The organism is Luteimonas granuli (assembly GCF_007795095.1).
Taxonomy (GTDB): Bacteria; Pseudomonadota; Gammaproteobacteria; order Xanthomonadales; family Xanthomonadaceae; genus Luteimonas; species Luteimonas granuli.
On sequence record NZ_CP042218.1, the window covers coordinates 1,479,221 to 1,493,313 of the forward strand.

The 14,093-nt window shown below is 70.3% G+C and carries 10 protein-coding genes and 2 pseudogenes; 3 read left to right on the top strand and 9 right to left on the bottom strand.

Translation table 11 applies throughout. From position 1 onward, the window contains the following. Positions 1–106: 106 nt before the first annotated feature. The 3 genes from FPZ22_RS06765 to FPZ22_RS06775 all read right to left on the bottom strand — a co-directional run bounded on the left by FPZ22_RS06765 (position 107) and on the right by FPZ22_RS06775 (position 4,441). The gene (locus FPZ22_RS06765) at positions 107–1,123 is read right to left on the bottom strand and encodes a 3-oxoacyl-ACP synthase III (RefSeq protein ID WP_144891559.1); all 1,017 of its coding nucleotides are present in this window, start codon (positions 1,121–1,123) and stop codon (positions 107–109) included. Positions 1,124–1,237: 114 nt separating this feature from the next. Next, a complete protein-coding gene (locus FPZ22_RS06770; RefSeq protein WP_144891561.1) occupies positions 1,238–1,543 on the bottom strand; it encodes a DUF4156 domain-containing protein in 306 nt (101 codons plus the stop codon). Between the two features lie 33 nt (positions 1,544–1,576). Then, positions 1,577–4,441: a M16 family metallopeptidase gene (locus FPZ22_RS06775; protein ID WP_425462992.1), complete on the bottom strand. Its 2,865-nt coding sequence runs from the start codon at positions 4,439–4,441 to the stop codon at positions 1,577–1,579. Between the two features lie 106 nt (positions 4,442–4,547). On the opposite strand from FPZ22_RS06775, the gene FPZ22_RS06780 reads away from it, so the two are divergent. Then, a complete protein-coding gene (locus tag FPZ22_RS06780; protein WP_144891565.1) occupies positions 4,548–5,261 on the top strand; it encodes an SDR family oxidoreductase in 714 nt (237 codons plus the stop codon). A gap of 29 nt (positions 5,262–5,290) precedes the next feature. Beyond that, complete coding sequence (locus FPZ22_RS06785) at positions 5,291–5,755, top strand: tRNA (cytidine(34)-2'-O)-methyltransferase (protein WP_144891566.1); 465 nt, start codon at positions 5,291–5,293, stop codon at positions 5,753–5,755. A 23-nt stretch (positions 5,756–5,778) separates the two neighbouring features. Here FPZ22_RS06785 and FPZ22_RS14420 read toward each other — a convergent pair whose 3' ends face one another. The 4 genes and pseudogenes from FPZ22_RS14420 to FPZ22_RS06800 form a co-directional block, all read right to left on the bottom strand. Further along, a complete protein-coding gene (locus FPZ22_RS14420) occupies positions 5,779–6,405 on the bottom strand; it encodes a metallophosphoesterase family protein (protein ID WP_144891567.1) in 627 nt (208 codons plus the stop codon). Next, positions 6,371–6,553: pseudogene (locus tag FPZ22_RS14425) on the bottom strand (hypothetical protein); the annotation flags it as partial. The gene FPZ22_RS14420 and the pseudogene FPZ22_RS14425, both read right to left, overlap by 35 nt. A 49-nt stretch (positions 6,554–6,602) precedes the next feature. Next, positions 6,603–7,640: pseudogene (locus tag FPZ22_RS14025) on the bottom strand (fibronectin type III domain-containing protein); the annotation flags it as partial. Positions 7,641–7,714: 74 nt separating this feature from the next. Then, positions 7,715–10,714 (bottom strand): TonB-dependent receptor, encoded by a 3,000-nt coding sequence (locus FPZ22_RS06800; protein ID WP_168198960.1) that lies wholly within the window; start codon positions 10,712–10,714, stop codon positions 7,715–7,717. A 385-nt stretch (positions 10,715–11,099) separates the two neighbouring features. Between FPZ22_RS06800 and FPZ22_RS06805 the strand changes: the two genes are divergently transcribed. Continuing rightward, on the top strand, positions 11,100–11,654 hold the full coding sequence (locus FPZ22_RS06805) for a porin family protein (protein WP_144891570.1): 555 nt from the start codon (positions 11,100–11,102) through the stop codon (positions 11,652–11,654). 812 nt (positions 11,655–12,466) lie between these two features. On the opposite strand, the gene FPZ22_RS06810 is transcribed toward FPZ22_RS06805, so the two are convergent. Together FPZ22_RS06810 and secB are read right to left on the bottom strand one after the other, a co-directional pair. Continuing rightward, positions 12,467–13,495 carry an NAD(P)H-dependent glycerol-3-phosphate dehydrogenase gene (locus FPZ22_RS06810; protein ID WP_144894007.1) on the bottom strand — a complete coding sequence of 343 codons (1,029 nt, stop codon included), beginning with the start codon at positions 13,493–13,495 and terminating at the stop codon, positions 12,467–12,469. 18 nt (positions 13,496–13,513) lie between these two features. Further along, positions 13,514–14,056, bottom strand: a complete 543-nt coding sequence (secB, locus tag FPZ22_RS06815) for a protein-export chaperone SecB (RefSeq protein WP_144891571.1) — start codon at positions 14,054–14,056, stop codon at positions 13,514–13,516. Positions 14,057–14,093 lie beyond the last annotated feature (37 nt).

The window sequence follows — 14,093 nt, forward strand, 5'->3', positions numbered from 1 at the left end:
GCGCCTCGCGACCTCCACCGCGCTGACGGCGCGGACAGGCGCGCCCCCCTGAAACGACGCGGGGCCGGACAGGCCGGCCCCGTTCACACTGCGATGTGGCCGGGCCTTACCAGACCACCTCGGCCATCGAGCAGTTCAGCCCGGAACCGATGCCCAGCAGGGCCACGCGGTCGCCCTTCTTCAGGCGGCCCATCTCGCGCAGCTTGCTGAGCACGATCGGCACCGAGGCCGGGCCGATGTTGCCGTGCTCGCCGAAGATGGTCATGACCTTCTTCGGGTCGATGCCCATGGCCTTGGTGAAGGCGGCGGTGTGCACCTTGCTGACCTGGTGGATCACGAACTCGTCGAGCTCGGCGGCCACCCAGCCCAGCTTCTGCTTGGCGACCTCGAAGGTCTTGGTCGCGAGCTTGATGCCCTCGATCAGGAGCAGGCGGGTGTCGGTGATCATGCCGTCGAGGTTCCCTCGGCAGAGCTTGTTCCATTCGGTGGCCGCGCGGGTCACGCCGCCCCTGTAGCGCGGCGCGCCCGGGACCAGCTCGGCGCGGGCCAGCACCATGGCGGCGGCACCGGAGCCCAGCGTCAGCGTGGCCAGCTCGTTGCGGAAGTCCTCGTCGGTGACGTCGGCCCGTGTCATCCGCTCCAGGGTCTTCTCGTAGGCGAGGTCCGCGGTCTCGCCGTCCACGACCAGGGCGTAGTCGATCTCGCCGCGCTCGATCATCCGGCTGGCGATGTCCATGCCGTTGATGAAGGCCAGGCAGGCGTTGGCGATGTCGAAGTTCTGGCAGGTGTCGGGCAGGCCCAGGTTGCCGCTGACGATCGAGGCCGTGGACGGCTCGAGGTAGTCGCGGCTGACCGAGGTGTTGACCAGCAGGCCGACCTTGTCCGGATCGATCCCGGCATCGGCCAGCGCCTTCACGCCGGCCAGCGTGGCCGCGTCGGAGGCCTGCATGTCGCCATCCCAGAGACGGCGGGCATGGATGCCGGCGATATCCCTGAGGACGTCGGTACGGATCTTCAGCCGCTCGAGCGTCGGCTTCAGGCGGGCGTTGATCTCGTCCGACGACAGGCGCCGCGGCGCGTCGATGTGGGCGAGACCGGCAATGGCTACGTGCTGGAACAACATGGGCGTGCCGCCGATGCGGGAACAAAGACCGCCTAGGGTACTGGCTTCGCGCCCCGGGCGCACTGGCCGGCCGCGGAACCCGGTCACATCCCCATTCACCCCGGGGTGCGGGGTTCAGCCGCCGCAGCGCCAGGCGGCCCAGCGCTGGGCGCCGCGGATGGGATCGGACAGCGGGTGGATGGTGTCCGCGCCCAGGCCGGGCGCCTCGTTGCGGGCCAGCGTCTCCAGTTCCTCGCGGACGCGCAGCGGGTTGCGTTCGATGAACGCGATGCTGTGCTTCACCGAGACCTCGACCTCGCCGCGCTTCTCGCAGCCCGGGGGCGAGGACACGATGCGGACGGCGGACGCGCCCGGCGCCATGTGCACCCAGGTGCAGGCCGACAGGGCGAAAAGGAGGGGAACGAACAGCAGCTGGCGCATGGATCGACTCCGTCTGGACTCCCCGATTGTGCCCTATCGCTGCCGGGCCACGGGCCTGCCGTCGGCGTCGAGCACGGTGACCTCGCCGAAGCCGAGCGCGCGCACCGGGGCCTCGATCTCGGACAGATCGCCCACGACCACCCAGGTCAGGGCGCCGGCGTCGAAGCTCTTCGCGGCTTCGGCCACCTGCTCCCGGGTCATGCCTTCGATCTCGGCCTTGCGCCGCAGCACGTAGTCGTCCGGGCGGCCGTAAAGCACATTGCCGGCGATGGTCGAGGCCACCGAGGCCGCGGTCTCGTAGGCGCCGGGCAGGCTCAGCGTGTTGATGGCGCGGATGCGCTCGACCTCCTCCACCGTGGGCGGCGCCTCGCCGCCGGCGAAGGCGGCGATCTCGCGCCGCATCTCGGCCATCGCATCGGCGGTCCTGTCGATCTGCACCGGCGCCGAGGCGAGCCACGGGCGCTGGCCCAGGGCCGGGGATGCACCGCTGCGGACGCCGTAGGACCAGTGCTTGTCCTCGCGCAGGTTCATGTTGAGCCGTGCGGTGAAGTCGCCGCCCAGCACGCCGTTGGCGATGTCGAAGCGCACCGCGCCCTCGTCGGTGGTCGGAGGCACCAGCTGGCCGGCGTAGATGCTGGCCTGCACGGCCCCGGGCTGGTCGATCAGGAACACGCGGGCCGCGGCCGGACGGGCCACCGCGGGGATCGCCGGGGCGGCCGCGGCGGCCTGGCCGCTGCCGGACCAGTCGCCCAGGTGCTTTTCGAGCAGCGGCAGGATCTCGGCCAGCCGGGTGTCGCCGACCACGACCAGGGTCGCGCCCTCGGGACGGATCCGCGCCTGGTGGAAGGCCACCAGGTCGTCCCGGTCCAGCGCGGCGATGGAGGCCTCGGTGCCGCTGCCGGTGAACGGCATCGCATAGGGATGGCCCTCGCCGTAGAGCAGCGGCGGCAGCACGCGCAGGGCCGCAGTCTGCGGCCGCGCCTTCTCCTGCGCGATGTTCGCGATCCAGGTGGCACGCACGCGCTCGATCTCGGCCCGGGCGAAGTCCGGACGGCGCAGCATGTCCGCGAACATCGCCAGCGAGGGCTCCAGTTCGCTCTTCAGCGAGGACAGCCAGACCGTGCCCGCGTCCAGCCCTGCGCCCGCGCCCAGCTGCGCACCCAGCGCCTCGGCGCGATCGGCGAACTCCAGCGCTCCCAGCCCGGCCGCACCTTCGTCGAGCATGCCCATCGTGAAGCCCGCGGTACCGGCGCTGCCGCCGGCATCGGCGCTGTAGCCCGCTCCCGGGAACTGGTAACGCAGCTGGACCACCGGCACTCCCGTGCGGCGCGCGAGCACCACGGTGGTGCCGTTGCCGAGCGTGGCGCGCTCGACCTCGGGGAACGTCAGCTCCGGGAATTCCTCCGGCAGCGGCACGCCCAGGCTGCGGTCCACCGCGGACGGCTGCACGACGTAGCGGGCGTCGACCTCGGGCAGGCTCCAGGGCGCGGGGGTGACGGTCGGGTCCTCGGCCAGCGGCGTGCGCGCCCCGGGCAGGATCACCAGGGTGTGGTCGCCCCCGCCCAGCCAGGCGCGGCCGGCGGACTGCACCTGGGCGACGGTGCTGGTGCCGATGATCCTCAGCGACTCGCGGAAGCAGCCCGGATCGCCGGCATAGACCGCGCACTCGGCCAGCGTATCCGCCTTGCCGCCGAAGCCGCCGATGCGTTCGATGCCGCGGATGAAGCCGGCGCGGAACACGGTGCGCGCTCGTTCCAGCTCGTCCGCGGTGGGACCTTCGGCCAGCAGGCGGTCGATCTCTTCGTCGATCACCGCTTCCACCTTCGCCGGGTCCACGCCCTGCCTGACGTTCGCGATCACGATGAAGTTCGAGCCCAGCTGCTTGACGTAGGTCCCGGCGCTGATGCTGTCGACCAGCTGGTCACGGTGCAGCAGGCGCGCGTCCAGGCGCGAGGAACGGCTTCCGCCCAGCACCTGGGCCAGCAGTTGCAGGCGCTCGAGGTCGGGGTCGCCGACCTGGGCCACGTTCCAGACCCGGTAGATGCGCGCCTGCGGCACCTTGTCGTGCATGGTCTCGCGGGTCGACTCCGTGCGGCGGGCGACGTCCACAGCGGGCTGTGCCATGTCCGGACCGGCGGGAATGTGGCCGAAGTACTTCGCCACCTTCTCTTTCGCCGTGGCCAGGTCGATGTCGCCCGCCAGTACCAGGACCGCGTTGTTCGGGCCGTACCAGGCGCGGAACCACTGGTGCACGTCGTCCAGGGTAGCGGCGTCGAGATCGTTCATCGAGCCGATCACGCTGTGGCTGTAGGGATGGCCTTCCGGATACAGGGCCTTCATCAGCCTGGTCCAGGCCTGGCCGTAGGGCTGGTTCTCGCCCTGGCGCTTCTCGTTCTGGACCACCCCGCGCTGTTCGTCCAGCGCCGCCCGGGTGACCGCGCCGAGCAGGTGGCCCATGCGGTCGGACTCCATCCACAGCGCGGTGTCGAGCGCGGTGGTGGGCACGTTCTGGAAATAATTGGTGCGGTCGGTGCTGGTGGTGCCGTTCTGGTCGGTCGCGCCGACCCGCTTGAAGGGCGCGAAGTACTCGCCGTCGTGGTTCTCCGAGGCCTGGAACATCAGGTGCTCGAACAGGTGCGCGAAGCCGCTGCGGCCCAAGGGCTCGTCCTTGCTGCCGACGTGGTACCAGATGTTGACCGCCACGATCGGCGCCTTGCGGTCGGTATGTACCACCACGCGCAGGCCGTTGGGCAGGGTGAATTCCTCGTAGGGAATATCGACGCCTGCGGTGGCCGGGGCCGGCGGTGCCCCGGCCCATGCGGGCGCGGCCGCCGCACCCAGGCCAGCGGCCAGCGCGAGGGCGAGGACGGCGCCGCTGTGACGGGGAGGCGTGGACATCGGCATGGGGCTCTTCCTTGACTGGGCAGCCTTTCATGGTAAGCCGCGCGCGCCGCCGAACGTGGTCCGATGGTCCCGGAACGGCGGGATGGTGCATGCTCGCGCCATGGACACCCGCCCTCGCACATCCCTGGTCACCGGCGCCAATCGCGGCCTCGGACTCGAATTCACCCGCCAGCTGCTCGCCCGCGGCGACCACGTCGTGGCCGCCTGTCGCGATCCCGGGCATGCCCATGCGCTCAACGCGCTGGTCGGCGAACACCCCGGCCGCCTGCACGTGCTGCCGCTGGACGTGGCCGACGCCCGTTCACGCACCGCCTTCGCCGCGGAACTGCCGCTGGTGCTCGGCGACGACGGGCGCATCGACCTGCTGCTCAACAACGCCGGAGTGCTGCATTCCGGAGAGCGCTTCGGAACGCTGGGCGAGGCCAACCTGGAACACAGCTTCCGGGTCAATGCCTCGGGCCCGCTGCTGCTGGTCCAGGCGCTGGAACCGCAGTTGGCCGACGGCGCGCGGGTGGTCAACATCTCTTCGCGCCTGGGATCGATTGCGCTGACCGAGCGCTTCGGCACGCCCAGCTACAACATCAGCAAGGCCGCGCAGAACATGGCCACGGCGCTGCTCGCACAGGCACTCGCGGGTCGCGGGATCGTGGTGGTCGCGGTCAGTCCCGGCTGGGTGCGCACGGACATGGGCGGCAGCGATGCCGAAGTCGCGCCCGAGGACGCCGTGGCCGGCGTGATCCGCCAGGTCGAAGCACTGGGCGAGGGTGACAGCGGGCGTTTCCTGGGCACCGACGGCGAAACCATCGCCTGGTAAACGGCCGCGGGCGGGTACGCTTCGCGACCATGATCGACATCATCCTCCACCAGCCCGAGATCCCGCCGAACACCGGCAACGCGATCCGGCTGTGCGCCAACACCGGTGCGCGCCTGCACCTGGTGCGGCCGCTGGGCTTCGACATGGACGACCGCCAGCTCCGCCGCGCCGGCCTGGACTACCACGAGTACGCGCGGGTGGCGGTACACGACAGCCTCGACGCCGCGCTGGCTGCGATCGCCCCACCGCGCCTGTTCGCGCTCAGCGCGCGCGGTCGCGTGCGCTACGACGCGCCGCGCTATCACGCCGGCGACGCGTTCCTGTTCGGCCGCGAGACGTCCGGCCTGCCCGAGGCGGTGCTCGAAGCGGTACCGCACGACCGCCGCCTGTTCCTGCCGATGCGGCCCGGCAACCGCAGCCTCAACCTGTCGAACGCGGTGGCGGTGGTGGCCTACGAGGCATGGCGGCAGCTGGAGTTCGCCGGAGCCGGCTGAAGCGCCGGCCCCGGCAAGCCACGTCACTTATCGATGGTGAACGCGTCCATCACCCGGCCCTGCACGTCATAGGCCGTGTACTGCAGGCGCCCGCCGTCGATGTCGATGACCTGGTAGGTCGCGATGTCGGTGAAGCGCTTCGCGATGTACGGCGCGTCGGACTGGCGGTACATCTTGGTGCCGGACACGGCGTGGATGTAGATCGGGCCGTCGGCCGGCGAGTCCACGACCCGGTCGCCCTTCATCGGGAAGGTCCGCAGGTAGGCGTGGTCGTCGCCCTGCAGCACCAGGTCCACGCCATGCTTCTCGAACAGCGGCGCCCATGCCGCCTTCAGCTCGGGCTGGCCGCGGTCGTCGGGCTTGGTCGAGTACAGCGGATGGTGGTACACGACGAACTTCCAGGTGGCCTCCGAGGTGCCCAACGTGCGGTCGAGCCACTCGACCTGCGGCTCCGGGGGCAGGTTGGAATCGAGCACCACGAACAGTGCGTCGCCATACTCCAACGAGTACACCCGCTCGGGCTCGATGCCCTCGGGGCCGTTTCGCGGCAGGTCGAGCTGCTCCACGTACAGCGCGGCGCGACCCCTGGTCGACTTCGTGGTTGCCGATCGCCGGCACCAGCGGGCGGGTGTCGTAGACGCCGGCCGCATTCTGGAACAGCAGGTCCCAGTCGTCGCGGCGCTCGCCCCAGTTCACCAGGTCGCCGGCCATCACGTAGAACGCCGCCTGCGGGTGCGCGGCGTGCGCCTTGCGCACCAGGGTGCCCCAGGTCTCCAGGCCCACCTGGGCGTCGCCCATGTAGATGAAGCTGAAGGGTCCGGGGCTGCGCCGGCGCGGTGGTGAAACTGCGCGCCTCGCCCCAGGCCTGGCCGTCGCCGATCGCGTAGCGGTAGGTGGTTCCAGGCCGCAGGCCTTCGAGGGCCACGGTATGGCGCATGACCTTCGGGTCGTTGGCCACGTCGGGCGTCTGCAGTGCGGCGCTGGCCGCGGAGACCACGGTCCATGCGGCGTCATCGCCTTCGGCCGCGTAGCGCAGGCGCGCGTGGGCGCTGCCGGGCGCGGTGCGCCACTGGATCGACTGGCTGGTCGCGGGGTCACCGGCCCAGGTCAGCACGACGTGGTCGGCGTCGGCGCCGGCCGGGTGCGGCGTGTCGCGGAACCAGCCCAGCAGCGCGGCCTCGTTCTCGCGCTTCTCCAGCGTCTGCAGCAGCGCCAGACCCTGCAGCGCGGGATCGATCGCATCCAGGGTATCGGTGTCGTCGGCGAAGACCCGGGTGCCGGCCACCGCGGTGGCGATGCCCATGCGCTCCGGGAGCAGACCGGACACCACCGGCTGCTCGCCACCGTCGGCGGCCGGCCCGACCAGGACGAAGTAGGGCTTCACGCCGCCCTCGATGGAATGAACGCCCAGCCCGACCTCGCCGGCTTCGAAGGGCTTGCGCCAGGCGCGGAACGTGTCCTCGGCGTCCACGGTGGCGACCAGCCCGGTGCGCTCGAAGCCCTGCGCGGCCAGCCAGAACGGCTCTTCGTCGGAATCCGGCGAGAGCATGACGTAGACCATGGCCGGAGCGTCCACGGAGAAACCCAGGAAGCCGGTCGACAGCGCCTGCAGTTCGTCCTCGTCCGCCAGGGCCAGCACCTCGGCCGGGGTCGCATCCGCCAGGCGCTCCGCAGGGATGCGGTCGAGCATGCGGGCGCGGATCGCGTCCACTGCGGTCGCGACTTCGTCCGGGACGCCGGTCGCGGAGGCGCCGGCCACGCTGGCCGCGGTCTGCCCGCCGCTGGCGTCGGTCTGCGTGCCTGTCGGCGACTGCTGGCAGGCGGCGAGCAGCGCGATGGCAAGCACGCAGGGGATCAGTGCGCCGGATGCGCGTCGGAAGGCCATGTTCGTACTCCGTGGTGCAAGAAAAGAAAAACCGGCCCGCGCGTGCGCGGGCCGGCTCCGGGTCGCCCCTGCGGTCAGAAGCTCATCCGCACGCCGATCATGAAGCGCTTGCCGAAGCGCTCGAACTCGGTGGAGCGGCGCTGGATGCCCTGATAGCGGATGCCGGGCTCGTTCAGCAGGTTGTTGGCATCGAAGTACATCTCGACGTGGTCGTTGAAGGCGTAGCGCATGGAGAAGTCGAGGCGGCCGACCTCGTCCCAGTACGCGTCGCCCATGACGTCGCCGTCGCCGATGCTGTCGATCCATGCGTCGCGGTACTGCCAGCTCAGGCGCGCGGACAGGCCGTGGGCCTCGTAGTACAGCGAGGTGTTGTAGATCAGGTCCGAAGCGCCCGGCAGGGCCACGTCGCGGCCGTCCGGCGTGGTCGCCTCGCTGTCGTTGAAGGTCACGTTGGCGGTGAGGCCGAAGTCGCCGACCCACAGGGGCAGGTCCAGGCGTTCGGCCAGCGGCGCGAACTTCTGCGACCAGGCCAGTTCAAGTCCACGGATGTAGCCGTCGCCGCCATTGGCCAGGGTGAAGTAGGTGTACTGGGAACGGTCGAGGCCGGCCGCGTTGAGGTCGTCCCTGCCGAAGCGCGGGATCTCGACGTCGAACAGCACGTCACGCAGGTCCTTGTAGTACACGCCGGCGGAGAAGAAGCCCTGCGGGCGCATGTACCACTCGAAGTAGGCGTCCAGGCCGATCGACTTTTCGGTGTCCGCGTAGGGGTTGCCGCCGTCGATCTCCTGCTCGTCGTCGTTGATCGAGAAGTTCGGGCGCAGGTCGGTGTAGTCCGGGCGCGCGGCGCCGGTGTTGGCCGAGAAGCGCAGCTTCATCTCGTCATTGAGGTCCCAGTTCAGGTGCACGCTGGGGAAGAGCTCGACGCCGCTCTCCCTGACCGTGACCCTCCGGTACCCGTCGTCGTCCTCGGCATGGGCGGAGGACTCGTTGCGGGTGTACTCGCCGCGCACGCCGTAGACCATGTTGCCCCAGTCGAAGTGGGTGGTGGCCATGCCGTACAGCGCGCCGATCTGCTCCTGCACGTTGTACCAGTTGTCCATCACCACGCTCTCGTCCATGCCGCCGGCGCCCTGGGCGCGCAGGCCGTCCAGCAGCGCCCAGGCCCTGTCTTCGTCGTGGTACCTGAAGCTGTAACCCAGCGGCAGGTTGCCCTGGTAGGGCTTGTCGGAAGCGAAGTCGGCCATCGTCGGCTGGGCGATGCCCATGGCCGCCAGCTGCGCGGCGGTGACCTGCCAGCGGGTCTGGTCGTTCTCCTTGGTGCGGTCGTCGTACTGGAAGCCGAACTGCAGCTCGGTCGGGCGGCCGAACAGTTCGGTGTCGCGGAACAGGTCGAGGCGGGCGCTGTAGGCGTCGGTGATGGCCTTGCCTGCGTTGGAGCGGAGATTGACGAAGTTGTAATCGTGCGAATCCAGCGAGCGCTTCAGGTTGCCCTTGGAGAACGAGCCGTCCGCGTTGCGGATGGTCTCGAACAGGGTCACGCGGTGCAGCGCGCGGTTGGTGAAATCGTAGTCGACGGTCGGGCGCAGGGTGCGCTCGGACGGGCTGACCCAGGTGGAGTTGAACGACGGGCCGGAATCCTGCTCGGCCTCGGTGTAGTTCAGGCGCCAGCTGGCGCGCCAGTCGCCCAGGTTCTGGTCACCGCCGAGCGTGGTGGTGAAGATGCTCTGCACGGTGTTGCCGATGTTCTGCGTGCTGTCCATCTCCACGCCATACAGGGTGCCCTGCCACGGCGTGTTGCCGGTGCGGACGTCGGCGTAGCCGGTGCGCTGGGCCTCCGACTGCGGGCGCGTGTCCGTGGTGCGCACGGCGTTGGCGTCGAAGTCCCACTCGATCGCGTTGCGCAGCTCGTGGTCGCTGAACTCGGTGTAGATCGAGCTCAGGAAGAAGTGATGGTCGTCGCTGGGGCGGAACTCGAGGCGGCCGCTGACCGACTCGTTCTCGCGCGTGAGGCGGTAGAGCTTGTTCTGGTGGGCGTCGAACCACACGCGTTCGCTGCCGCCCGGCTCGCGGTCCTCGGAGGCCACTTCCGGGTCGGACTCGAAGTTGTCGGTGACCATGTCGCGCGAGTACTTGGAGGCCGAGACCAGGAGGCCCCAGCGATCGTCGGCGGACTTGTTGGACAGGAAGCCGCCCCAGTTGTACTGCTTGCCGCCGCCGAGGTCGTTGTAGCCGATACCGACGTCGGCGCCGATCTTCAGGCCTTCGTAGTCGAACGGGCTGCGGGTGATGATGTCGATGTTGCCCGCCAGCGTCTCGCTGGGCATGGCCGCGGTGATCGCCTTGCGGGCGATGACCTGGCTCGCGATCGAGGACGGAATGGTGTCCAGGCGCGCGGTGCGCCCGGCCGGGCTGATCACGTTGACGCCGTCGAAGGCGATCGTGGTCCAGCGCGCGGGCGCGCCGCGCAGGTTGACGTAGCGCTCCTGGCCCTGGTCGCGCTCGACCGCGATGCCGGGCAGGCGGCTGAGCGCGGCGGCCACGTTCTGGTCGGGGAAGCGGCCGATCGAGTCGGCGGCGACCACGTTCACCAGCGAGGTCGACGAGCGCTGCGCCTGCAGCGCGGCGAACTCGGACTCGGCGATCGGCTCGGCGCGGACGACGACCGAGTCGAAGTCGGTGGCGGCGGCGCCGGTCGCGGACACGGCGATCTGGACGCTGGCGACCTGCCCGGACGCGACCTCGACGGATTGCGTCCGGTCGGGGCGGCCGACGTAGCTGACCGTCAGCTCATGGCGGCCCGCCGGCACGCGCTGCAGCGTGAAGCGGCCGTCGGAACCGGTCACGCCCACCACGTCCAGCCCACCGATCCGGACTTCCGCACCGGCAAGGTAGCCGCCTCGCCCGGCGTCGGTGACCACGCCGTTGATGGAGCCGGTCCCTGCAGGCACGGCCTGCTGGCCGGCGCCTGCGCCCGTCGCGGCAACGGCATGGCCGGAGGGATTCTGGGCATGGGCCTGCGCATGCACGGTCAGGGCCAGGGCCAGCGCCGTGGCGAGCGTCGTCGTCTTGTACATCTGCATTTTCCTGGGTAATGGGTGCCCCACTGCCCGGCGTGGGCCGGGCAGGGCGGGGACACGTGGGGGGTGTCGCGCTGTTCCTTGGGGAACGGCCCATGGCCTGGCGACGCGGGACGCGCACACCTCCCCTGGCGGACCGCGCAAGTCTGGAGGAGGGGGGTGACACCTCCCTGACATGAATGTTCGTTTTTTGTTACGGAAGACCCGGTGGCCGGAAAGTTCCTGCACCGGCAGGTTCATTATTCAGGCGAGGTTGCCGTCGCGCCGCGAGAATGCATCCACCGGCCACGGGCGGTTTCCGATTTCCCCGATCGGTTCTCTCCCCTCCCCAGCCCCCGTGGCCGGTCCTCTCCACAGAACAGAAGAAAAGAGGAATCCCCTGATGAAGCGCACCCTGATCGCCATTGCCATGGCGGCATCCGTTCCGTTCGCCGCGAATGCGGCCGAAGGCGTGTCCTACAACTACGTCACCGCCGGCTACCAGGCCTCCAACGGCGACGTGGATGCCGACGGCTATGCGGCTCGCGGCTCGTTCGCATTCCACGACAACTTCCACGTCTTCGGCGGCTTCGGCAACCAGGAGATCGACCACACCCCCCTGGATTTCGACCGCTACAACATCGGCGTCGGCTACAACCTCGAGATCGCCCCGCGCACCGACCTGCTGGCGCGCGTCGCCTACCAGAAGCTGGACGGCGGCCGGGACCTCGACTTCGACGGCTGGAGCACCGAAGTCGGCGTCCGAGGCCTGCTGGCCCGGAACTTCGACGGCTATGCGCTGGTCGGCTACGAGGACTACGACGGCGGCATCGACGGCGATTTCTACGGCCGCCTGGGCGCCAACGTGAACTTCAACGCCAACTGGGGCGTCAACGGCGACGTCAAGTTCAACGGCGACGTGACCGAATGGTTCGTCGGTCCGCGTTTCACCTGGTAGACCTCCCGCGGAAAACCCGCGTGTCATCGCCGGGCTCGTCCTCTCTCCCCCGCCCAGCGATGAATGACCCCGGCCGCAAGTCCGGGGTCATTTTTTTGGTTCTTCTCCAGACTCCGGGGGCGATGGCGTGCAGTTGGCGCGCTGTCGCGCTTCTGGGGCAGCGTCGCGCCTTGGAGTCGCCTCGTTGGGGTCCGCGCAGCCCGTCCCGCGGGCGGTGGGGCCGCTTCGTTGGGGCCCGCGCCGCCCGTCCCGCGCACGGTGGGGCCGCCTCGTTGGGGTCCGCGCCGCCCGTCCCGCGCACGGTGGGGCCGCCTCGTTGGGGTCCGCGCCGCCCGTCCCGCGCACGGTGGGGCCGCCTCGTTGGGGTCCGCGCCGCCCGTCCCGCGCACAGGGGGTGTGCTCCCCGGCCGTCTCCGCGTCCTGCTCCCATCGGCCGGCCGCCGGCCATCCATGGCCGGCTGTCCGCACACCCCCTGTGCGCGGGTCGGGCTCCACCGTTGTGCGGCTTCGGGAGGGAAGATCAAGAGCAGGAGCGGTCGCGAGCAGGGCAGACCCTGGTCACGACACCCCGTTTCGACGCGGAGGTCGACGTGGCCCTCGTCCCGACCGCGACCAAAGGTCGTGCCCGCCGCGGATGCAGGGGGGATGCCCAGAGCCGGCCATGGATGGCCGGCGGCCGGATCTGGCAGCAGGACGCGGAGAATCCGGCTGGGCATCCCCCCTGCGTCCGTGGCGGGCGGCCAGGACTTCACCGGAGCGCCCGTGGCGGCCCGGACTCGGACGGAGCGTCCCCGCGATGGGGAGATCGTCCGTCAGCCGATGAGCCGGCCGGCGTACTCGGCCTTCTGTTCGCGGGCGAGCAGGCGCGCGAGGCCCTCGGCGGGGGTGATGTCGCCGTGCAGCACGTCGCGCACATTGACCGAGATCGGGAGCTCGACCCCGTGGGCGTCGGCCTGGCGCATCACCTCGTCGGCGGTCTGCACCGATTCCACCACCTGGCCGATCTCGCGCACGGCGTCGTCCAGGCTCTGGCCGCGGCCGAGCGCCAGCCCCAGGCGCCGGTTGCGCGACAGGTCCCCGGTGCAGGTCAGGACCAGGTCGCCCAGGCCGGCCAGGCCCATGAGCGTTTCCGGCTGGCCACCGATGGCGGCATTGAGGCGCAGCATCTCGTTCAGGCCGCGGGTGATCAGGCCGGCGCGCGCGTTGAGCCCCAGTCCCATGCCGTCGGCGACGCCGGTGGCGACCGCCAGTACGTTCTTCATCGCACCGCCAAGCTCGGCGCCGCGCATGTCGTTGCCTGTATAGGCGCGGAAGGTCGGGCCATGCAGGATGTCGGCCACCGACTGGGCGAAGGCTTCGTCGTCACCGTGCACGGTGACCGCGGTCGGCTGGCCGGCCGCGACCTCCTTCGCGAACGAAGGGCCTGTGACCACCGCCAGCGGCACGTCGGCGCCGAGCACCTCGCCGGCGACCTCATGCAGGAAGCGGCCCGAGCCGGGCTCGAAGCCCTTGGTCGCCCAGGCGACGCCGGCATGTGCCGGCCGCAGCGGCGCCAGCGCACGCAGTGTCACGGCGAAGGCATGCGAAGGCACGACAACGAGCACCAGGTCGGCGCAGGACAGCGCCTCCGCCAGGCCGGTGGTCGCGCGCAGCGACGGAGGCAGCCCGATGCCGGGCAGATAGCGCGGGTTCTCATGGCGCGCGTTGATCGCAGCGACCACGGCGGCATCGCGTCCCCAGAGCAGGGTCGGGTGGCCGTGGCGCGCGATCAGCGCGGCGAGCGCAGTGCCCCAGGAGCCGGCGCCGAGCACCGCGACCGCCGGTTTCGCCGGCGGCGCGATGGAAGGCTGCGTCTCCACTCAGGCGTTGCCGCCGGTCCCGCTGCTGGCCAGGTCGGTGCCACCGTCGGCCTGCTGGCCGGCCTGGGCGGCGCGCTGGCGCAGACCCTCGGCATACAGCGCATCGAAGTTGATCGGCTGCAGCAGGAAGGGGGCGAAGCCGCCGGCCTGGATCAGGTCACCGATGGTCTGGCGCGCATAGGGATACAGGATGGTCGGGCAGTGCGTGCCCAGCATCGCGTCCAGCGACTGGTCGTCGAAGCCGGAGAGGTTGAACAAGCCGGCCTGCTGCACTTCGACGAGGTACACGGTGCGCTCCTCGTCCAGCTTGCACGTCAGGTTGATGCCCAGCACCACCTCGAAGGTCGACTCGGCCACGCGGGTGACGCGGTGGTTGAGGTTCATCTGCAGCTGCGGCTGGCCCTGCTCGGCAAAGGCCTGGGGCGTCTTGGGGGCCTCGAACGAGACGTCCTTGACGTAGATCTTCTCGACGGTGAACTGCGCACCGGTGGGCTGCGCGCCGGCGGCGGCACCGTTCGCGTTCATGGCTTCCTGGTCGGACATCTCGGGCAACTCCAGCGGAAATTCGGGAAAGTCGGTG

Excerpts from the sequence above, each read along its gene's own strand:
- FPZ22_RS06785 (WP_144891566.1), top strand. The coding sequence starts at position 5,291 with ATGATCGACATCATCCTCCACCAGCCCGAGATCCCGCCGAACACCGGC.
- FPZ22_RS06780 (WP_144891565.1), top strand. The coding sequence starts at position 4,548 with ATGGACACCCGCCCTCGCACATCCCTGGTCACCGGCGCCAATCGCGGC.
- FPZ22_RS06765 (WP_144891559.1), bottom strand. The coding sequence starts at position 1,123 with ATGTTGTTCCAGCACGTAGCCATTGCCGGTCTCGCCCACATCGACGCG.
- FPZ22_RS06800 (WP_168198960.1), bottom strand. The coding sequence starts at position 10,714 with ATGTACAAGACGACGACGCTCGCCACGGCGCTGGCCCTGGCCCTGACC.
- FPZ22_RS14420 (WP_144891567.1), bottom strand. The coding sequence starts at position 6,405 with ATGCGGCCGGCGTCTACGACACCCGCCCGCTGGTGCCGGCGATCGGCA.
- FPZ22_RS06770 (WP_144891561.1), bottom strand. The coding sequence starts at position 1,543 with ATGCGCCAGCTGCTGTTCGTTCCCCTCCTTTTCGCCCTGTCGGCCTGC.
- FPZ22_RS06775 (WP_425462992.1), bottom strand. The coding sequence starts at position 4,441 with ATGTCCACGCCTCCCCGTCACAGCGGCGCCGTCCTCGCCCTCGCGCTG.
- FPZ22_RS06805 (WP_144891570.1), top strand. The coding sequence starts at position 11,100 with ATGAAGCGCACCCTGATCGCCATTGCCATGGCGGCATCCGTTCCGTTC.
- secB (WP_144891571.1), bottom strand. The coding sequence starts at position 14,056 with ATGTCCGACCAGGAAGCCATGAACGCGAACGGTGCCGCCGCCGGCGCG.